This is a genomic window from Pelagibius sp. CAU 1746, assembly GCF_039839785.1.
Taxonomy (GTDB): domain Bacteria; phylum Pseudomonadota; class Alphaproteobacteria; order Kiloniellales; family Kiloniellaceae; genus Pelagibius.
The window spans coordinates 492,368-507,332 of the sequence record NZ_JBDOQT010000001.1; the positions used below are offsets into that span (position 1 = coordinate 492,368).

The 14,965-nt window shown below is 69.5% G+C and carries 12 protein-coding genes; 1 reads left to right on the forward strand and 11 read right to left on the reverse strand.

Annotated elements, in window-relative coordinates; genetic code table 11:
• Nucleotides 1–4 precede the first annotated feature (4 nt).
• The 3 genes from AAFN88_RS02225 to tsaE are packed head-to-tail and all read right to left on the reverse strand — an operon-like array spanning nucleotide 5 to nucleotide 2,318.
• Complete coding sequence (locus tag AAFN88_RS02225) at nucleotides 5–739, reverse strand: nucleotidyltransferase family protein (protein WP_347517871.1); 735 nt, start codon at nucleotides 737–739, stop codon at nucleotides 5–7.
• The gene (locus AAFN88_RS02230; RefSeq protein WP_347517872.1) at nucleotides 736–1,785 is read right to left on the reverse strand and encodes a phosphotransferase; all 1,050 of its coding nucleotides are present in this window, start codon (nucleotides 1,783–1,785) and stop codon (nucleotides 736–738) included. The genes AAFN88_RS02225 and AAFN88_RS02230 overlap by 4 nt, the downstream gene beginning before the upstream one ends.
• Entirely contained in the window at nucleotides 1,785–2,318 is a 534-nt protein-coding gene (gene tsaE / locus AAFN88_RS02235; protein WP_347517873.1) for a tRNA (adenosine(37)-N6)-threonylcarbamoyltransferase complex ATPase subunit type 1 TsaE, read from the reverse strand. The genes AAFN88_RS02230 and tsaE overlap by 1 nt, the downstream gene beginning before the upstream one ends.
• A gap of 249 nt (nucleotides 2,319–2,567) precedes the next feature.
• Here tsaE and AAFN88_RS02240 point away from each other — a divergent pair, with 249 nt between their 5' ends.
• Nucleotides 2,568–3,587, forward strand: coding sequence for an NAD(P)/FAD-dependent oxidoreductase (locus AAFN88_RS02240; RefSeq protein ID WP_347521617.1), 1,020 nt, complete (start codon nucleotides 2,568–2,570; stop codon nucleotides 3,585–3,587).
• Nucleotides 3,588–3,747: 160 nt separating this feature from the next.
• On the opposite strand, the gene AAFN88_RS02245 is transcribed toward AAFN88_RS02240, so the two are convergent.
• The 8 genes from AAFN88_RS02245 to AAFN88_RS02280 all read right to left on the reverse strand — a co-directional run bounded on the left by AAFN88_RS02245 (nucleotide 3,748) and on the right by AAFN88_RS02280 (nucleotide 14,517).
• A complete protein-coding gene (locus AAFN88_RS02245) occupies nucleotides 3,748–6,171 on the reverse strand; it encodes an ATP-binding protein (RefSeq protein ID WP_347517874.1) in 2,424 nt (807 codons plus the stop codon).
• Between the two features lie 153 nt (nucleotides 6,172–6,324).
• Nucleotides 6,325–7,725 (reverse strand): adenosylhomocysteinase, encoded by a 1,401-nt coding sequence (gene ahcY, locus AAFN88_RS02250; protein WP_347517875.1) that lies wholly within the window; start codon nucleotides 7,723–7,725, stop codon nucleotides 6,325–6,327.
• A 161-nt stretch (nucleotides 7,726–7,886) separates the two neighbouring features.
• Entirely contained in the window at nucleotides 7,887–9,668 is a 1,782-nt protein-coding gene (gene ptsP, locus AAFN88_RS02255) for a phosphoenolpyruvate--protein phosphotransferase (protein WP_347517876.1), read from the reverse strand.
• The gene (locus AAFN88_RS02260; protein WP_347517877.1) at nucleotides 9,655–9,990 is read right to left on the reverse strand and encodes an HPr family phosphocarrier protein; all 336 of its coding nucleotides are present in this window, start codon (nucleotides 9,988–9,990) and stop codon (nucleotides 9,655–9,657) included. Before AAFN88_RS02260 ends, ptsP begins: the two co-directional genes overlap by 14 nt.
• Nucleotides 9,987–10,394, reverse strand: a complete 408-nt coding sequence (locus AAFN88_RS02265) for a PTS sugar transporter subunit IIA (protein ID WP_347517878.1) — start codon at nucleotides 10,392–10,394, stop codon at nucleotides 9,987–9,989. The genes AAFN88_RS02260 and AAFN88_RS02265 overlap by 4 nt, the downstream gene beginning before the upstream one ends.
• Nucleotides 10,395–10,583: 189 nt before the next feature.
• Entirely contained in the window at nucleotides 10,584–12,047 is a 1,464-nt protein-coding gene (gene rapZ, locus AAFN88_RS02270) for an RNase adapter RapZ (RefSeq protein WP_347517879.1), read from the reverse strand.
• Nucleotides 12,048–12,058: 11 nt separating this feature from the next.
• Nucleotides 12,059–13,786, reverse strand: a complete 1,728-nt coding sequence (locus tag AAFN88_RS02275) for a stimulus-sensing domain-containing protein (protein ID WP_347517880.1) — start codon at nucleotides 13,784–13,786, stop codon at nucleotides 12,059–12,061.
• A 26-nt stretch (nucleotides 13,787–13,812) separates the two neighbouring features.
• Nucleotides 13,813–14,517 (reverse strand): response regulator transcription factor, encoded by a 705-nt coding sequence (locus tag AAFN88_RS02280; RefSeq protein WP_347517881.1) that lies wholly within the window; start codon nucleotides 14,515–14,517, stop codon nucleotides 13,813–13,815.
• Nucleotides 14,518–14,965 lie beyond the last annotated feature (448 nt).

The following is a 14,965-nucleotide window of genomic DNA, read 5'->3' on the forward strand; positions in this document are numbered from 1 at the left end:
GGCGCTAACGCTGACCCGAGAAGGCCGCGAGATGATGGAGCGCATCCTCGACGGCGCAGAGCTCCGCCGGCGTGCCGACGTGATACCACTCGCCGTCGTGACGCAGGCCCCAGAGGCGCTCGGCCTCCTGCGCCTTGTCGTAGAGTTTGTTGAGCGAGAAGGAACCGGCGGGCGCGCCCTCAAAGAGACGCGGATGCAGGATCTGGATGCCGGCGTAGATGAAGGGAGCGATCTGCCGTTCCAGGCGGCGGCGCAGGCGGCCCGCCGGATCCATGAAGTAGTCGCCCAGCCCCTCGTAGCCGAAGGCGCTGCAGGTCGGGTGCAGCAGCAGCAGCGCGTCCATCTCCTCTTCGTTCCAAGCCGCGCCGAGGCGTTGCAGCGCCGGGGTCAGCCCGTCGAGCCAGCAGACGTCGCCGTTCAGCACGAGGAACGGCCCGGCACCCAGCAGCGGCAGGGCCTTGGTGACGCCGCCTCCGGTCTCCAGCAGGTCTTCTTCCTTGGAGAAAACGATCTGCGGCCCGCCCCGGCCCTTCAGGTGACTCTCGATCATCTCGCCCAGGTAATGCAGATTCACCACCACCTTCTCGATGCCGGCCTCCTCCAGGCGGTCGAGGATGGTGTCCAGCATCGCCCGGCCGCGCACCTCGATGAGCGGCTTGGGCAGGCTATCGGTGATCGGGCGCATCCGCTGACCGAGTCCCGCCGCGAGGATCATGGCGGTCTTGGGCGTATCGGTCATACCTTCGTTTCCTCTTGCGTAGCGGCATCTTCATCGGGGTTTGCGGGAAGGCCGCGCAGGGCGGCGGGAACCTCGCGGTCGAACCAGTCCTTTACCGGCGCCAGCACCGGCTGCTGCAGGTCGCCTTCCAGCAGGCGCCAGACGCGCGGAAGGTGCCGCAGGTAGCCGTGCTTGCCGTCGCGGCGCGACAGCCGCGTGAAAATGCCGATGATCTTGGCGTTGCGCTGCGCGCCGAGAGCGTAATAGGACGCGGTGAAGGCCCAGCGGTCGATCTCGTGACGCATCCCGGCGTAGTAGCGTTCCAGCATCTCCGTCACCACCGCTTCGGAGACGTCGCGGCGCGCGTCCTCCAGCAGGGAGACCAGGTCGTAGCTGACGGGGCCGATGACGCCGTCCTGGAAATCCAGCAGGCCGCAGCACGCGACGCCCTCGCGGCCCTCCAGCACCATGAGGTTGTCGACATGGTAATCGCGCAGCACCAGCTTGTGCGGCACGCGCTCCGGAGGGGGCAGCATATCCGGCATGACCTCGCGCCAGGCGGCCAGATAGGACTCGCGCTGCGCCGCCGAAGCCTCGCGCCCGGTCAGCGCCGGCAAGTACCAGTCGACCAGCAGGGCTGCCTCGGTCAGCAGCTTCTCCTCGTCGTAGGGTGGAATCTTCGCGGATTCCACCCACCAGCCCTGGTGCAGCGCGACCAGCGTGTCGGTCGCCAGGCGGTAAAGCTCCGCCTCGTCGGCGCCCTCGGCCAGCGCGCGGGTGAAGGTGGTGTTGCCGAAATCCTCCAGCAGCAGAAAGCCGGCCGCGCGGTCGATGGCCAGCGTCTGCGGCGCGCTGAGGCCGATTTCGTCCAGACAGCCGGCGAGAAAATCGAAGATGTCGACGTTTTCCTGCGGCGGCGGCGCGTCCATCAGCACCGCCGTCTCGGCGCCGCGGGTCAAGCGGTCGTAGCGCCGGAAGGAGGCATCGGCCGCCAGCACCCTGCGCTCGGCATCGCCCCAGCCGGCCTTGTCCAGGAAGCTGCGCAGGAGGTCTTCGCGGCCGCCCATCAGAGGTGCAGCTCCGCCAGGCGTTCGGGCCAGTCGCCGGCGCCGTCCAGGCGCGCCTCGCGCGCGCCCTCGCTCCCCCCGGCGTCCTCTCGGTAGCTGAGGGTGACGGAGAGCGCTCCGGCCGGCAGCCGCCCGCCCAGGCGCTCCGGCCACTCGATGAGGGTGATGCCCTCGGCCAGCGCTTCGGAGAGGCCCAGTTCGCGGATCTCCGCCGGATCCTCGATGCGGTAGAGGTCGAAGTGCCAGACCGGCGCCGGATCGCGGTCGTAGATCTGCACCAGGGTGAAGGTCGGGCTCGGCACCTCCTCTTCCGCCGCACTGACGGGATTGCCCGGCCGGCCCGGCAGGGCGCGGATCAAGGCGCGGGCCAGCGCCGTCTTGCCGGCTCCGAGATCGCCATGGAGGGCCACCACGTCGCCGGGGCGCAGCAGCGCCGCCAGGGCGCGGCCCAGCCGCTCGGTCGCCTCGAGAGCGGGCAGCGGCAAGGTCAGTGGCAGGGCGCGCGCCGAAGGCCTGGGAGTCGCGGTCATCATCTGCGGGCTGTTTTAGCTGGCACTCCGGGCGGCGGCAACCGTCGCGCCGCGGCTTGTATTGGCGGGCAAGCCTCGCCATGTTAGGCCCCTGCGACAGACCCCGGCGGTACGGGGCGCGAGAAACCCTGAGAAATCCAGGGCCGAAGTCCCGGCCCGCAAGGGAGAAGCCTCTTGGCGGATCACAGCCCCTCCTCCGACGCCCCCTCCGCCCCAACCCCTTCGACAGGCGTCCCTTCGACGGGCACCCCTCTGACGACCGACGTGGCCGTCATCGGCGCCGGCCCGGTCGGCCTCTTCGCCATTTTCGAGTGCGGCATGCTGAAAATGCGCTGCCGGGTCATCGACACCCTGGAGGTGATCGGCGGCCAGTGCGCGGCGCTCTACCCGGAAAAGCCGATCTACGACATCCCCGGCTATCCCCAGGTCATGGCCCAGGACCTGGTCGACCGCTTGGCCGAGCAGGCCGCGCCCTTCGAGCCGGCCTACCATCTGGGCCAGCAGGTGACCGGCCTGGAACGGCTCGAGGAGGGCTGCTGGCGACTCACCACTTCGGCAGGCACGGTGATCGACGCCACCGCCGTCGTCATTGCCGCCGGCTGCGGCGCCTTCGGCCCGAACCGCCCGCCGCTGGCCGGCATCGAAGACTATGAAGGCACCTCGGTCCACTACCTGGTGCAGCGCCGCGAGAGCTTTCGCGGCCGGCGCGTGGTCATCGCCGGCGGCGGCGATTCCGCCGTCGACTGGGCGATCTCGCTGGCCGAGCTGGCGGAGAAGGTCTACGTGGTCCATCGGCGGCCCAAGTTCCGCGCCGCGCCGGAAAGCGTCGAGCGCCTGCACCGCCTGGCCGAGAGCGGCAAGATCGAGCTGGTGATCCCCTATCAGCTCGCCGCGCTGGAAGGTGACGGCCGGCAGTTGACGGGGGTCCAGCTGGCCGACATGAGCGGCTTGCGTAAGCTGCTGCCGGCCGACTGCCTGCTGCCCTTCTTCGGCCTCTCCATGAACCTGGGCCCGATCGCCGACTGGGGCCTGCAACTCGACCACCATCACATCACCGTCAACCCGGCGAGCAGCGAGACCAGCGCCGCGGGCATCTTCGCCATCGGCGATATCGCCCACTACCAGGGCAAGCTGAAGCTGATCCTCACCGGCTTCTCGGAGGCGGCCGTGGCCGCCCACGCCATCCGCCCCCTGGTCTATCCGGGCGAGGCGCTGCACTGGGAATACTCCACCACCAAGGGCGTGCCGGAGAGCGGGACGGCGGCCGAGTAGCGGCGGCCCCTCCACTCCGCCTCGATCCCCCATCGAGACGCGGGCCTCCCGGCCCGCTCCTCAGGGTGAGGCAGTCCGCCTGCGTCTTCGGCCTCATGCCGAGAAGGCTGCGCAGCAGCCGTCTCGAAGCATGGGCGTTTCGCCGTTCTGCTCTGCTTGCCTATTCGGCGACGTCGCGGTCGATCGCGCCCTCGCCGCCGCTGTCCAGCGGCACCTGCGCCAGCGGCACGTGGCAAATGACGCGCGTGCCGCCGCCGACGTAGGAGTCCAGCTCCACCCGGCCGCCGTGCAGCTCGATGAGGCTCTTCACCAGCGAAAGGCCGAGGCCGGCGCCGCTCTGGCGCGTCTCCAGAGAGCCGCGCTCGAACCTGCCGAAAACCCGCTCGCGGTCCTCTTCCGGAATGCCGATGCCGGTATCCGAGACTTCCAGCAGCATCTCGTCAGGCAGGCGCTGGGCGGAGATCGTCACCTCGCCGCCCTCCTTGGTGAACTTCAGGGCATTGGACAGCAGGTTGAAGAGCGCCTGGCGCAGGCGGCGGCCGTCGGCCAGCAGTTCGCCGGCCTCCTCGTCGCAGACCAGTTTCAACTCGATACTGCGGCTGTGCGCGCGCTCGCGGCCCAGGGTGAAGATCGATTCCAGCAGAGAATGAACGTCCGTCGGCTGCAGGTCGAGCTGCAGGTAGCCGGCCTCGATGGAGGCCAGGTCGAGAATGTCGTTGATCAGCGCGATGAGCTGCTGCGACGACTGCACGATGGCGTGGCTGTATTCGAGCTGGCGCTCGTTCAGCTCGCCGAAGAACTGATTCTCCAGCACCTCGGCGAAGCCGATGATGGCGTTCAGGGGGGTGCGCAGCTCGTAGGAGATGTTGGCGATGAATTCCGACTTCAGGCGGTCGGCGGTCTCCAGCGCCTCATTGCGCTCGATGAGGGCGCGCTCGACGCGCAGGGTGTCGGTCACGTCGACGTAGCTGAACAGCACGCCGCCGTCGGGCAGCGGCACCTGGGCCCAGTCGATGGCGGAACCGTCGCTGCGCTCGACGCGCCCGCTGCGGGAATCGGGGTCGGTGGTGCGGGCGATGATCTGCTCGGCGTAGCCGGGCCAGTCTTCGTCGGACACGTCGAAGAGCTGGCGCGCCTGGACCAGCACGTCGCGCACGTGCGGTTCGGCATGCAGCATCTCCGGGTCCAGGTGCCACATCTGGCAGAGCCCCGGGTTGAACAGCTTCAGCCGGCCGTCGGCGCCGTAGACAGCGACGCCTTCATAGAGGTTGTCGATGGTCTCGCGCTGCACCTCGGTGAGGGTGTTGTAACTGCGCTCCAGCGCCAGGCGGTCGGTCACGTCCTCATAGGACAGCAGGATGCCGCCGAAGGGGTGGGGCGTGACCACCATGCGCAGGGTGCTGCCGTCGGGCAGGTGCACCAGTTCCTCTTCCTGGGCGATGAGGGTCGCGTACTTCTGCAGCACCTCGCGCTTGTAGGCCGGGAAGTTCGGATACTCGGGGAAGCGCCGGCGCTCGCGCAAGGCCTCCAGCACGTCGCCGAGGTGCGGTTTCTGCTGCAGGAAATCCTCGTCCAGTTCCCACAGCCGCGCATAGGCGGTGTTGAAGAACATGAGATTCAGATCGCGCCCGTAGATGGCGATGGCGGTGGAGAGGTTCTCCAGCATCTCCGACTGCACGCGGATATGCCGGCCAAGCTCCGCCTGGACCTCCTCCAACTGGGTCCGGTCGAAGGCCAGGCCCAGGGTCCCGTCCTTGCCGAAGGGCAACTCGAAGACCTCCAGCAGGTGGCGCGCGCCGCCCATGACCACGTGGTGGCTGTCGCTGCAGGGCTCGCCCTTCTCGCGCGCCCTCGCCGCCAGGGCCTGGGCCGCGGCCGCCTTGGCGCGTCCCAGCAGCTCCGCGCCCTCTTTCACCACCGCCTCCACCTCTCCGTCCACTGCCTGGGCGTAGAAGCGGTTGCAGTCGGTCAGCCTGCCGGCGCCGTCGCGCAGCCACAGGGCCATGGGCAGGCAGTCGACGACCGCCCGCAGGTGCTTGGCCTCGGCCTTCAAGGAGGCTTCCCGGCGCGCCGCGGCCGAACGGTCCTCCAGCCACACGGTCCCGGGAGCGCCGGACGGGCGGCGCCCGCGCAACACCAGCAGGCGGCTGCCATCCTTGAGGCGGGCGTCCAGATCGAAACCGGTGCCGCTGCTCTGCAACTCCCGCAGCGCCGCCTCAAGCTGCGACCGGGCGCCGCTGTCGAGGGCGTCGAGCAGGTCTTGCTCGCCGACGGGCGTCTCCGGCGGCAGGCCGAGCAGCGCGGCGGCCGCCGGCGCGGCGGCGGGCGTGCTGCCGGCGCCGACCGAGACCCGCGGCCAGGGCGCCGCGGCCAGGGTGCCGGTCAGGGCCTTGGCGCGGCCGTCCGATAGCAAGGCCTCGGCTTCGCTGGCCTCCAGGGCCTTGCGTAGGGTGAAGACGGACCTGAAGCAGAAGCCCAGGGCAATGAGGGAAACAAGAAGAAGCAAGGGCCAGAGCAGCCCGCCTGCCTCAAGCATCCGGTCCTCCGCGGCGCCCGGCCCGATGGTCTGCGCGGCCGTCGACACGGCCCGCCGCCGTCTCCGCTGCCGCGAAGACCGCCGTGCCGCCGCCCCGCCGGCCAGGCCGGCGCTCTGTCGAGACCCCTCTCACAGCCGGAGAGTCTATGCCGAAGCCACGCGAGCGGCAAGCAAGGCCGCCGCCCGCCGCGGGAAACCGCCTCAGTAGCGGTAGTGCTCGGGCTTGAAGGGGCCCTCGACGGTGACGCCGATGTAGTCGGCCTGCTTCTGGCTGAGCTTGGTGATCTGGGCGCCGACCTTCTCCAGGTGCAGCGCCGCCACCTTCTCGTCCAGGTGCTTGGGCAGCACGGCGACGGTCTTGCCGTACTTCTCCGCGCTGCTCCAGAGCTCCATCTGTGCCAGCACCTGGTTGGTGAAGGAGGCGCTCATGACGAAGCTCGGGTGGCCGGTGGCCACGCCCAGGTTCACCAGGCGGCCTTCGGCCAGCAGAATGATCTTCTTGCCGTCGGGGAACTCGATCTGGTCGACCTGCGGCTTGATGTTGTCCCACTTGAAATTGCGCAGGGCGCCGACCTGGATCTCGGAATCGAAGTGCCCGATGTTGCAGACGATGGCCCGGTCCTTCATGGCGCGCATGTGGTCGACGGTGATGACGTCGACGTTGCCGGTCGCGGTGACGAAGATATCCGCCTGCGGAGCTGCCTGCTCCATGGTCACCACCTCGAAGCCTTCCATGGCGGCCTGCAGGGCGCAGATCGGGTCGGCCTCGGTCACCAGCACGCGGCAGCCGGCGCTGCGCAGGGATTCGGCCGAGCCCTTGCCGACGTCGCCGAAGCCGGCGACCGTCGCCACCTTGCCGGCCATCATCACGTCGGTGCCGCGGCGGATGGCGTCCACCAGGCTCTCGCGGCAGCCGTACTTGTTGTCGAACTTCGATTTGGTCACCGAGTCGTTCACGTTGATGGCCGGGAACAGCAAGGTGCCGGCCTTCTGCATCTCGTAGAGGCGGTGGACGCCGGTGGTGGTCTCCTCGGTGACGCCGCGGATCGCCTTGCCGAGCTCCGAATACCAGCCCGGCTTTTCGGCGACGCGCTTCTTGATGGCGGCGAAGAGGGCTTCTTCTTCCTCGTTGCCCGGATTGTCGAGGACCGAGATGTCTTTCTCGGCCTTCATGCCCAGGTGGATCAGCAGGGTGGCATCGCCGCCGTCGTCGAGGATCATGTTCGGCGTGCCGCCGTCATGCCATTCGAAGATGCGGTGGGTGAAGTCCCAGTATTCGGTCAGGCTCTCGCCCTTGAAGGCGAAGACGGGGGTGCCGGTGGCGGCGATGGCCGCGGCGGCGTGGTCCTGGGTCGAAAAGACGTTGCAGGAGGCCCAGCGGACCTCGGCCCCCAGGGCCTGCAGGGTCTCGATCAGGCAGGCGGTCTGGATCGTCATGTGCAGCGAGCCGGCGATCCTGGCGCCCTTCAGCGGCTGCGACGGGCCGTATTCCTCGCGTAGGGCCATGAGGCCCGGCATCTCCGTCTCGGCGATGTCCAGTTCCTTGCGGCCCCAATCGGCCAGGGAGATATCCGCCACCACGTAATCGGTGAAGTCCGCCATGCTGTCCATCCTACTGTCCCTACTGTCGGGTCCGGCCCTACTGCCGGGTCCGGGGGAGTGCCGCCGGCCCGGCGCCGAGCGCGCCCAGTCAAGAATTGAGCGGCTCATGTATCAGCCCGCGCGCCAAGCCGCAAGGCCGGGAGCGGGAGAAGAGGCCCGCGTCAGCTCGCCGTTTCGTTGAAATCGTCGAGCAGGGCGGCGATGCGGCCGCTGTCGACCTGCTCCATGATCATCATGGCCCGGCGGCCGGCGGCGTGCATGTCGATGGAGAGGATGCGGCTCTTGACCCGCGGCAGGGCCTTGGCGGTCATCGACAGCTCACGCACCCCCAGGCCCAACAGCAAGGCGGTGAAGCGCGGATCGCCGGCGATCTCACCGCAGACCGAGACCGGGATGCGGGCCCTCAGCGCCGCCTCGACGGTGAACTGGATGAGCCGCAGCACCGCCGGATGCAGAGGGTTGAAGAGGTGGGCCACCTGCTCCTCGCCACGGTCGATGGCCAGGGTATACATGGTCAGGTCGTTGGTGCCGATGGCGAAGAAATCCGCCGACTGGGCCAGGGAATCGGCGGCCAGGGCGGCGCCCGGCACCTCGATCATCACACCGACCGGCGGCAGGGGATCGGCGATGGCGAGGCCGCGGCGTGTCAGCCGCCGGGCGGTCTTCTCCAGCTCCTTGCGCACCGCCCGGATCTCGCCCGGGGTGGTGATCATCGGCAGCAGGATACGCAGGGGACCGAGGGCGCCGGCGCGCAGCATGGCGGCCAACTGCGGACGCAGCAGCTTGGGCTCCTTCAGGGACAGGCGGATGGCGCGCAGTCCGAGCGCCGGATTGGCCGCCTCGCCCAGGTGCTCGCCCAGGGAGGTGGCCAGCTTCTCGCCGCCCACGTCCAGGGTGCGCACCGTAACCGGGCTGCCCCGCATGGCCTTCACGATCTTGGCCAGGGCCTCGTACTGCTCCTCCTCGCCCGGCAGGTCGGCGCGGTTCATGTACATGAACTCGGTGCGCAGCAGCCCGATGCCTTCGGCGCCCGTCTCCACGGTCTGTTCCAGCTCGCGCGGCAGTTCCATGTTGACCTGCAGGGTGATGCGCTGGCCGTCGCGGGTCTCGGCGGGGACATCGCGCAGGCGGGCCAGCACGCGGGCCTCGCGCGCCATGTCCTTGAGGCGCCGCTCGTAGCCGGCCAGGCGGCGGGCGGTCGGATTGACGATGACCAGGCCGTTGCTGCCGTCGACGATGAGCTGGTCGCCGCTGCGCACGGTCGGCAGCAGGTCGGGCACGCCGACCACCGCCGGCATGCCCAGCGAGCGCGCCATGATCGCCGTATGGCCCTCGGCACCGCCCAGCACGCAGGCGAAGCCGCCGATCCGGCGCGGGTCCATGAGGGCGGTGTCGGCGGGCGAGATCTCCTCGGCGATGACGATGCTGCCTTTCTCCAGGCCGCCGAAGCCGTGATAGGCCGCATCGGTGAGGCAACGCAGGATGCGGTGGCCGACCTCGCGCACGTCTTCCGCGCGCGCACTCAGGTAGCTGTCCTCCATGGCCTCGAATTCCTGGGCGATGGCGGAAATCTCGGCCCTGACCGCAGACTCGGCGTTGCGCCGGTCGCTGTCGATGCGCCGCTCGATGCCGCCGACCAGACGGCTGGAGTTCAGCATCTGCAGGTGCGCTTCCAGGAGGTAGCCCAACTCCTCGGCGGCCAGGCCGTGGATGCCCAGGGCTTTCGCCTTCAGCTTGCCGACCTGGCGCAGCGCCTTGTCGATGGCGTCGCCCAGGCGCGCCTTCTCGGCCTTCACCCGGCTGCTGGGGATCTGGTACTCGGGCACCTGCAGGTCGCCGGCCTCGCGCACATGCGCAGGCCCGATGGCCACGCCGGGCGCGACGCCGAGCCCTTCGAGTACCAGTTCCTCTCTACGCTTCTTGCTCTTCTTATCCGTCTTCATCGAACTTGCCGGCGACCAGCCGCGCCAGCGCATCTACTGCAGTTCCGGCGCCGGGCCCCGAGGCTTCGACGTCGATCTCACAACCCGGTCCGGCGGCCAGCATCATCAGGCCCATGATCGAACAGCCGGAAACCCTCGTCTCGCCCTTCACCACCGTGATCTGGGCGTCGAAGCTCTCGGCCAGCTTCACGAACTTGGCGGCGGCGCGGGCGTGCAGGCCCTTCTGGTTGCAGATGGTCAGGCGCCGCCGCGCGGTGACCTCCGCCCCGGTTTCCTGAGCCGCGCCCGCCGGCGCCGCGGGGTCTTGCAATTCCTCGGTCATTCCTTGTCCGCGTCGAGAAGCTGCGAGGCGACGTTGATGTACTTGCGTCCGGCGAGCTGGGCCTGGGTGACCGCTTCGGCCAGGGTGGCGCTGCTGCGCAGCCCCGTCAGCTTGATCAGCATGGGCAGGTTGATGCCGGCGATGACCTCGACCTGGCCCTTGTCGAGCACGGAGATCGCCAGGTTGGACGGCGTGCCGCCGAACATGTCCGTCAGCAGCACCACCCCGTCGCCTTCGTCGGCCTTCTCCACCGCGTCGATGATGTCCTGGCGGCGCTGCTCCATGTCGTCTTCGGGCCCGATGCAGATTGCCGTGACGTTCTCCTGCGGCCCGACAACGTGCTCGAGAGCCTGGACGAACTCTACCGCGAGCCGCCCATGGGTTACCAAGACGAGACCGATCATCCCAAACTCCCTGCCTGACTGCGCAAAACCCCGGCATTTCGCCGGGGGTGCGCTGGTCCTGCGTGTTCTCCGGCCATGATAAGGGCCTAATCGCGGCCCCGGGTCAACACCCCCCGCCCGCGAAGCCGGAATCCCGCCTCCGGCCTCAACCGGGCCTTGTCCAGGCGTCGCTACGGCATCACCGGGGCCTCACTGGTGCCCCGCCGCGCGGGCCGGATCGCGCGCGATATCGCGGTGCGCCAGATGCACTTGGCGGCCGCCGGCGCCCAGCCAGGCGGCCAGGCGCTCGGCGACGAAGACCGAGCGATGGCGCCCGCCGGTGCAGCCCACGGCGACGGTCAGATAACTCTTCCCTTCGCGTTCATAGCGCGGCAGCAGGCCGCCCAGCATGGCCGTCAGCTGCGTGAAGAAGGGCGCGAAGCCGGGATCGCGCTCCACGTAGGCCCCCACCGCGTCGTCCCGCCCGCTGAGCGGCTTCAGATCCGGGTCGTAATGGGGATTGGCGAGAAAGCGCACGTCGAAGACCAGGTCCGCCTCGCGCGGCAGCCCCTGGCGGAAGGAAAAGGAGGTGACGAAGACCGACATGCCCGGCGTGGCGGCCAGGCCGAAGCGGCCGAGCAGCCGCTGGCGGAAATCGGCCGGCGTCAGGGAGGAGGAATCGATCATCATGTCGGCACGCTCGCGCAGGGGGGCGACCAGGCGGCGCTCCGCCGCGATGCCGTCGGCCACCGGACGTCCCTGGGCCAGGGGATGGCGCCGCCGCGTCTCGGTGAAGCGGCGGCCCAGCACCTCGTCCTCGCAATCGACGAAGAGCAGGGTGATGGCGAAGCGCGGGTCGGCGGCCAGGCGGTCGATCTGCTCCAGCACCGGGCCGACCGCGAAGTCACGGGTGCGGATATCGACGCCAACGGCGATGGGGCGTTGCAGGCCGACCTCGTTCACCACCGCATCGAGCAGGCTGAGCGGCAGGTTGTCGATGGCTTCGTAGCCCTCGTCCTCCAGCACGCGCAGCGCCGTCGAGCGGCCGGCGCCGGACATGCCGGTGACCAGCACCAGGCGGATGCTGCCCTCCGGCGGCGTCGGCCCGGGCTCCGGCTGCGACGCGGCGCCGGCGGCCTTCTGAATCGGGATGTCGTCGTTCATTGTTTCCCCAGGCCGGGACCCCTCTCCCGCCGCGGCGCACATTATAAGCGTCGCCGCGCGGTGCAAGGCAAGGCGCAGCTTCTCCGGCGCGGAGAGCTGCGCCGGATCGAGATCGATGCGCTGCAGGCGCACGCCCGCGATGGTTTCGTGAGCCTCCGACGGCAGGCGCTCGATCTGCGCCGCGGGCTTGAGGTCGACCAGCAGGGCGACAGGGACGCCCTGGCGATAGGGCTGCTCGACGATGCCGAGGCCACGCACCTCCAGCTTGCCGGCGATGGTTTCGGGCGGCCCGGCCAGCAGGCGGCCGTCGCGGGCTTCCACGCGGGTCTGGTCGTCGCTGACGAGAACCGCGCCGCGGTCGATGAGCCGCAGCGCCAGATCCGACTTGCCGGCGCCCGGGGCGCCGCGCAGCAGCACCGCCCAACAGCCCCCCTCCGGATCGGCAGCGGCCACCGCAGTGGCGTGGATCAGGCCGGCGGCCGTCTCCTCGGTCCTCTGCCCCGCGCCCATCGCCGGCACGCCTAATCTGTTTCGGCCGGCAGGCGCACCACGAAGCTGGCGCCGCAGACCTCGCCACCGGGGCCGCGGCGGTTCTCCGCCTTGATGACGCCGCCGTGGGCTTCGACGATCTGCTTGGAGATGGAAAGCCCCAGGCCGGAATGGGTGCCGAACTTCTCGCCCGCCGGGCGCTCGGTATAGAAGCGCTGGAAGACCGCCTCCAGCTTGCCCTCGGGAATGCCGGGGCCTTCGTCGGAGATCGCCACCACCACCTCGCCGGCCTGGCGCTGCGCCGAGAGGCGGATCACGCCGCCCGGCGGCGAGAAGGTGATGGCATTGCTGATGAGGTTGCGGAAGATCTGCCCCAGACGCCCCTCGATGCCGGGGACCGAGAGGTCCTGGTGATCCAGCACGTCGAGCGTGAAGCGCGGCGCGCCCTCCCGCTCGACGGCTTCCTGCACCGACACCAGGGCGCGCAGCAGCTCGCCGACGTCGACCGCTTCCATTTCCGCGCGCGACAGCTCCGCGTCCAGGCGCGAGGCGTCGGAGATGTCGCTGATCAGACGGTCGAGACGATGCACGTCGTCGAGGATGATCGACATCAGCTTCTTCTGCTGCTCCGGGTCCTCGACCCGCGCGACGGTCTCCACCGCGCTGCGCAGGGAGGTCAGCGGGTTCTTGATCTCGTGCGCCACGTCGGCAGCGAAGGCCTCTATGGCGTCGAGCCGCGCCCAGAGCGCTTCGGTCATGGCGCGCAGCGAATCCGACAGATCGCCGATCTCGTCACCACGGCGGGTAAAGTCCGGCAGCTCGTACTGGCGGCCCTTGCCGGAGCGCACCTGGTCGGCGGCCATGGCGAGGCGGCGGATCGGCCGGGCGATGGTGCCGGCCAGGTAGAACGACAGCAGCACCGTGACGCCGAAGGCGACGCCGCAGACGATAAGGATGTCGCGGCGCCGGTCGTCCACCGCCGCGTCCACCACGGCGCCGTCTTTCGACAGCATCAGCGCGCCCAGCACCTGACGGTAGCGTTGCACCGGGACGGCGACGGAGAGCACCAGGCGGCCCTGGCGGTCGACGCGCACCATGCCGGGGCTCTGCCCGCTCAGGGCGCCCAGAACCTCCGCGTAGTCGAGCGCCTTCTGCTCGCGCGATTCCTGGTAGATCGGAAATTTGTCTTTGCCGGGGATCCACTGGACAGCGAGGTTCAGCAGGCGGCGCAGCAGGCCGAGACCGCCCTCGCCCTGGGGCGGCAGGGCTTGCACCTGGACCTGCCCGCCGGGCCCACCCAGCACGAAGCTGTCGGCCAGGATCTCGCCGGACCGCGCGAAGATGCGCGCGCGCACGCCGGTGTCCACCAGCAGCACGCGCATGAGATTGCGGGTCACTTCCGGCAGCAGGCGCTCGTCGCCCACCTGGGTGGCGACCACCGCCGTGGAGCCGAGCGACAGCGAGAAGGCGCGTCCCTGGATGCGCAGGGAGTCGATCTCGGCAGCGATGAGGCTGTCGCGGTACTGGTCCAGGTGCATGAGGCCCAGCACCGGGATCAGCAGGACCAGAACATTGATGGTGAGGATGCGCCGGGTCAGCGGCGAGCGCCAGCCACGCGGCCGGCGCCGGGCCGGACGCGGCGGCGCGCCCTCGGCATGAGGCGCGGCGTCCGCCGGCGTTTCCGCCGCGCGACCCGCGGCGCCTCCGGCCCTGCCGTTCCGGCGCAGCAGAACGCGGCCGCTTTGGCTTTCGAGGCTCATCGTCTGACGGCCTTCAAATCGGGACCCTAGGCTTCCCGGTAGCGATAGCCGACACCGTACAGCGTTTCGATCTGCTGGAAGCTGTCGTCGATATCGCGAAACTTTTTCCGCAGCCGCTTGATATGACTGTCGATGGTGCGGTCATCGACGTAGACGGACTCGCCGTAGGCGGCGTCCATGAGCTGGTCGCGGTTCTTCACGTGGCCGGGGCGCTGCGCCAAGGCCTTGAGGATCAGGAACTCGGTGACCGTGAGGTTGATGCGCTCGCCCTTCCAGGAGCAGAGATGGCGCGCCGGGTCGAGGGTGAGTTCGCCGCGCACCAGGGGCGCCTCCGGCGCCTCGCCGGGAACCGCGCCGTCCTCGCCGCCCTTCTCGCGGCGCAGCAGCGCGCGGATGCGTTCGATCAGCAGGCGCTGGGAGAAGGGCTTGGTGATGTAGTCGTCGGCGCCCATGCGCAGGCCCAGCACCTCGTCGATCTCGTCGTCCTTCGAGGTCAGGAAGATGATCGGCAGGTTGGAGGACTTGCGCAGATGGCCGAGCAACTCCATGCCGTCCATGCGGGGCATCTTGATGTCGAGAACCGCCAGGTCGACCGGGCTGGCGGAGATGCCGCGCAGCGCCTCGGCGCCGTCGTTGTAGGTGCGGACCTTGAACCCCTCCGCCTCCAGGGCGATGGAGACCGAAGTCAGGATATTGCGGTCGTCGTCGACCAGGGCGATGGTGTCTTGCATGGGCTAGTACCCACTATCAGGATTAGGAGCGTCATGAGACGGCCGGGGGCGTCCCGTGGCTAGGAGCGCCGGTGCAGGCGATGTGGGGCATCGGCAAGCCGGCGCGACAACGTCCACGGGCCGCGCCCGGCCGCCCGCAGGGTCGCTTTTCGCTCCGCCCCCGCCGCGTCGCCGCGCTTGCCCGATGCACCACATCGCGCCGCGCGCGGCTCCTAGCGGGTACGACCGAAAAGTCGATCTCATGATGCTCCTAATCCTGATAGTGGGCACTGGGCTTCTGGGAACCCCTCTCAATTAGACCAGATCGCGGCGGAAAGCGCCCGTCTTCCGCGCAGACGCAGGTCCTGCCTGGACGCGCCCGGGCACGTAAGCAGACCCCGGCCCCGGCGGCAAGCCGCCAGTGGGTCGCGCGGCGGCCGCCGCTTTCCCCCGCTCTCGCACCTCCGCC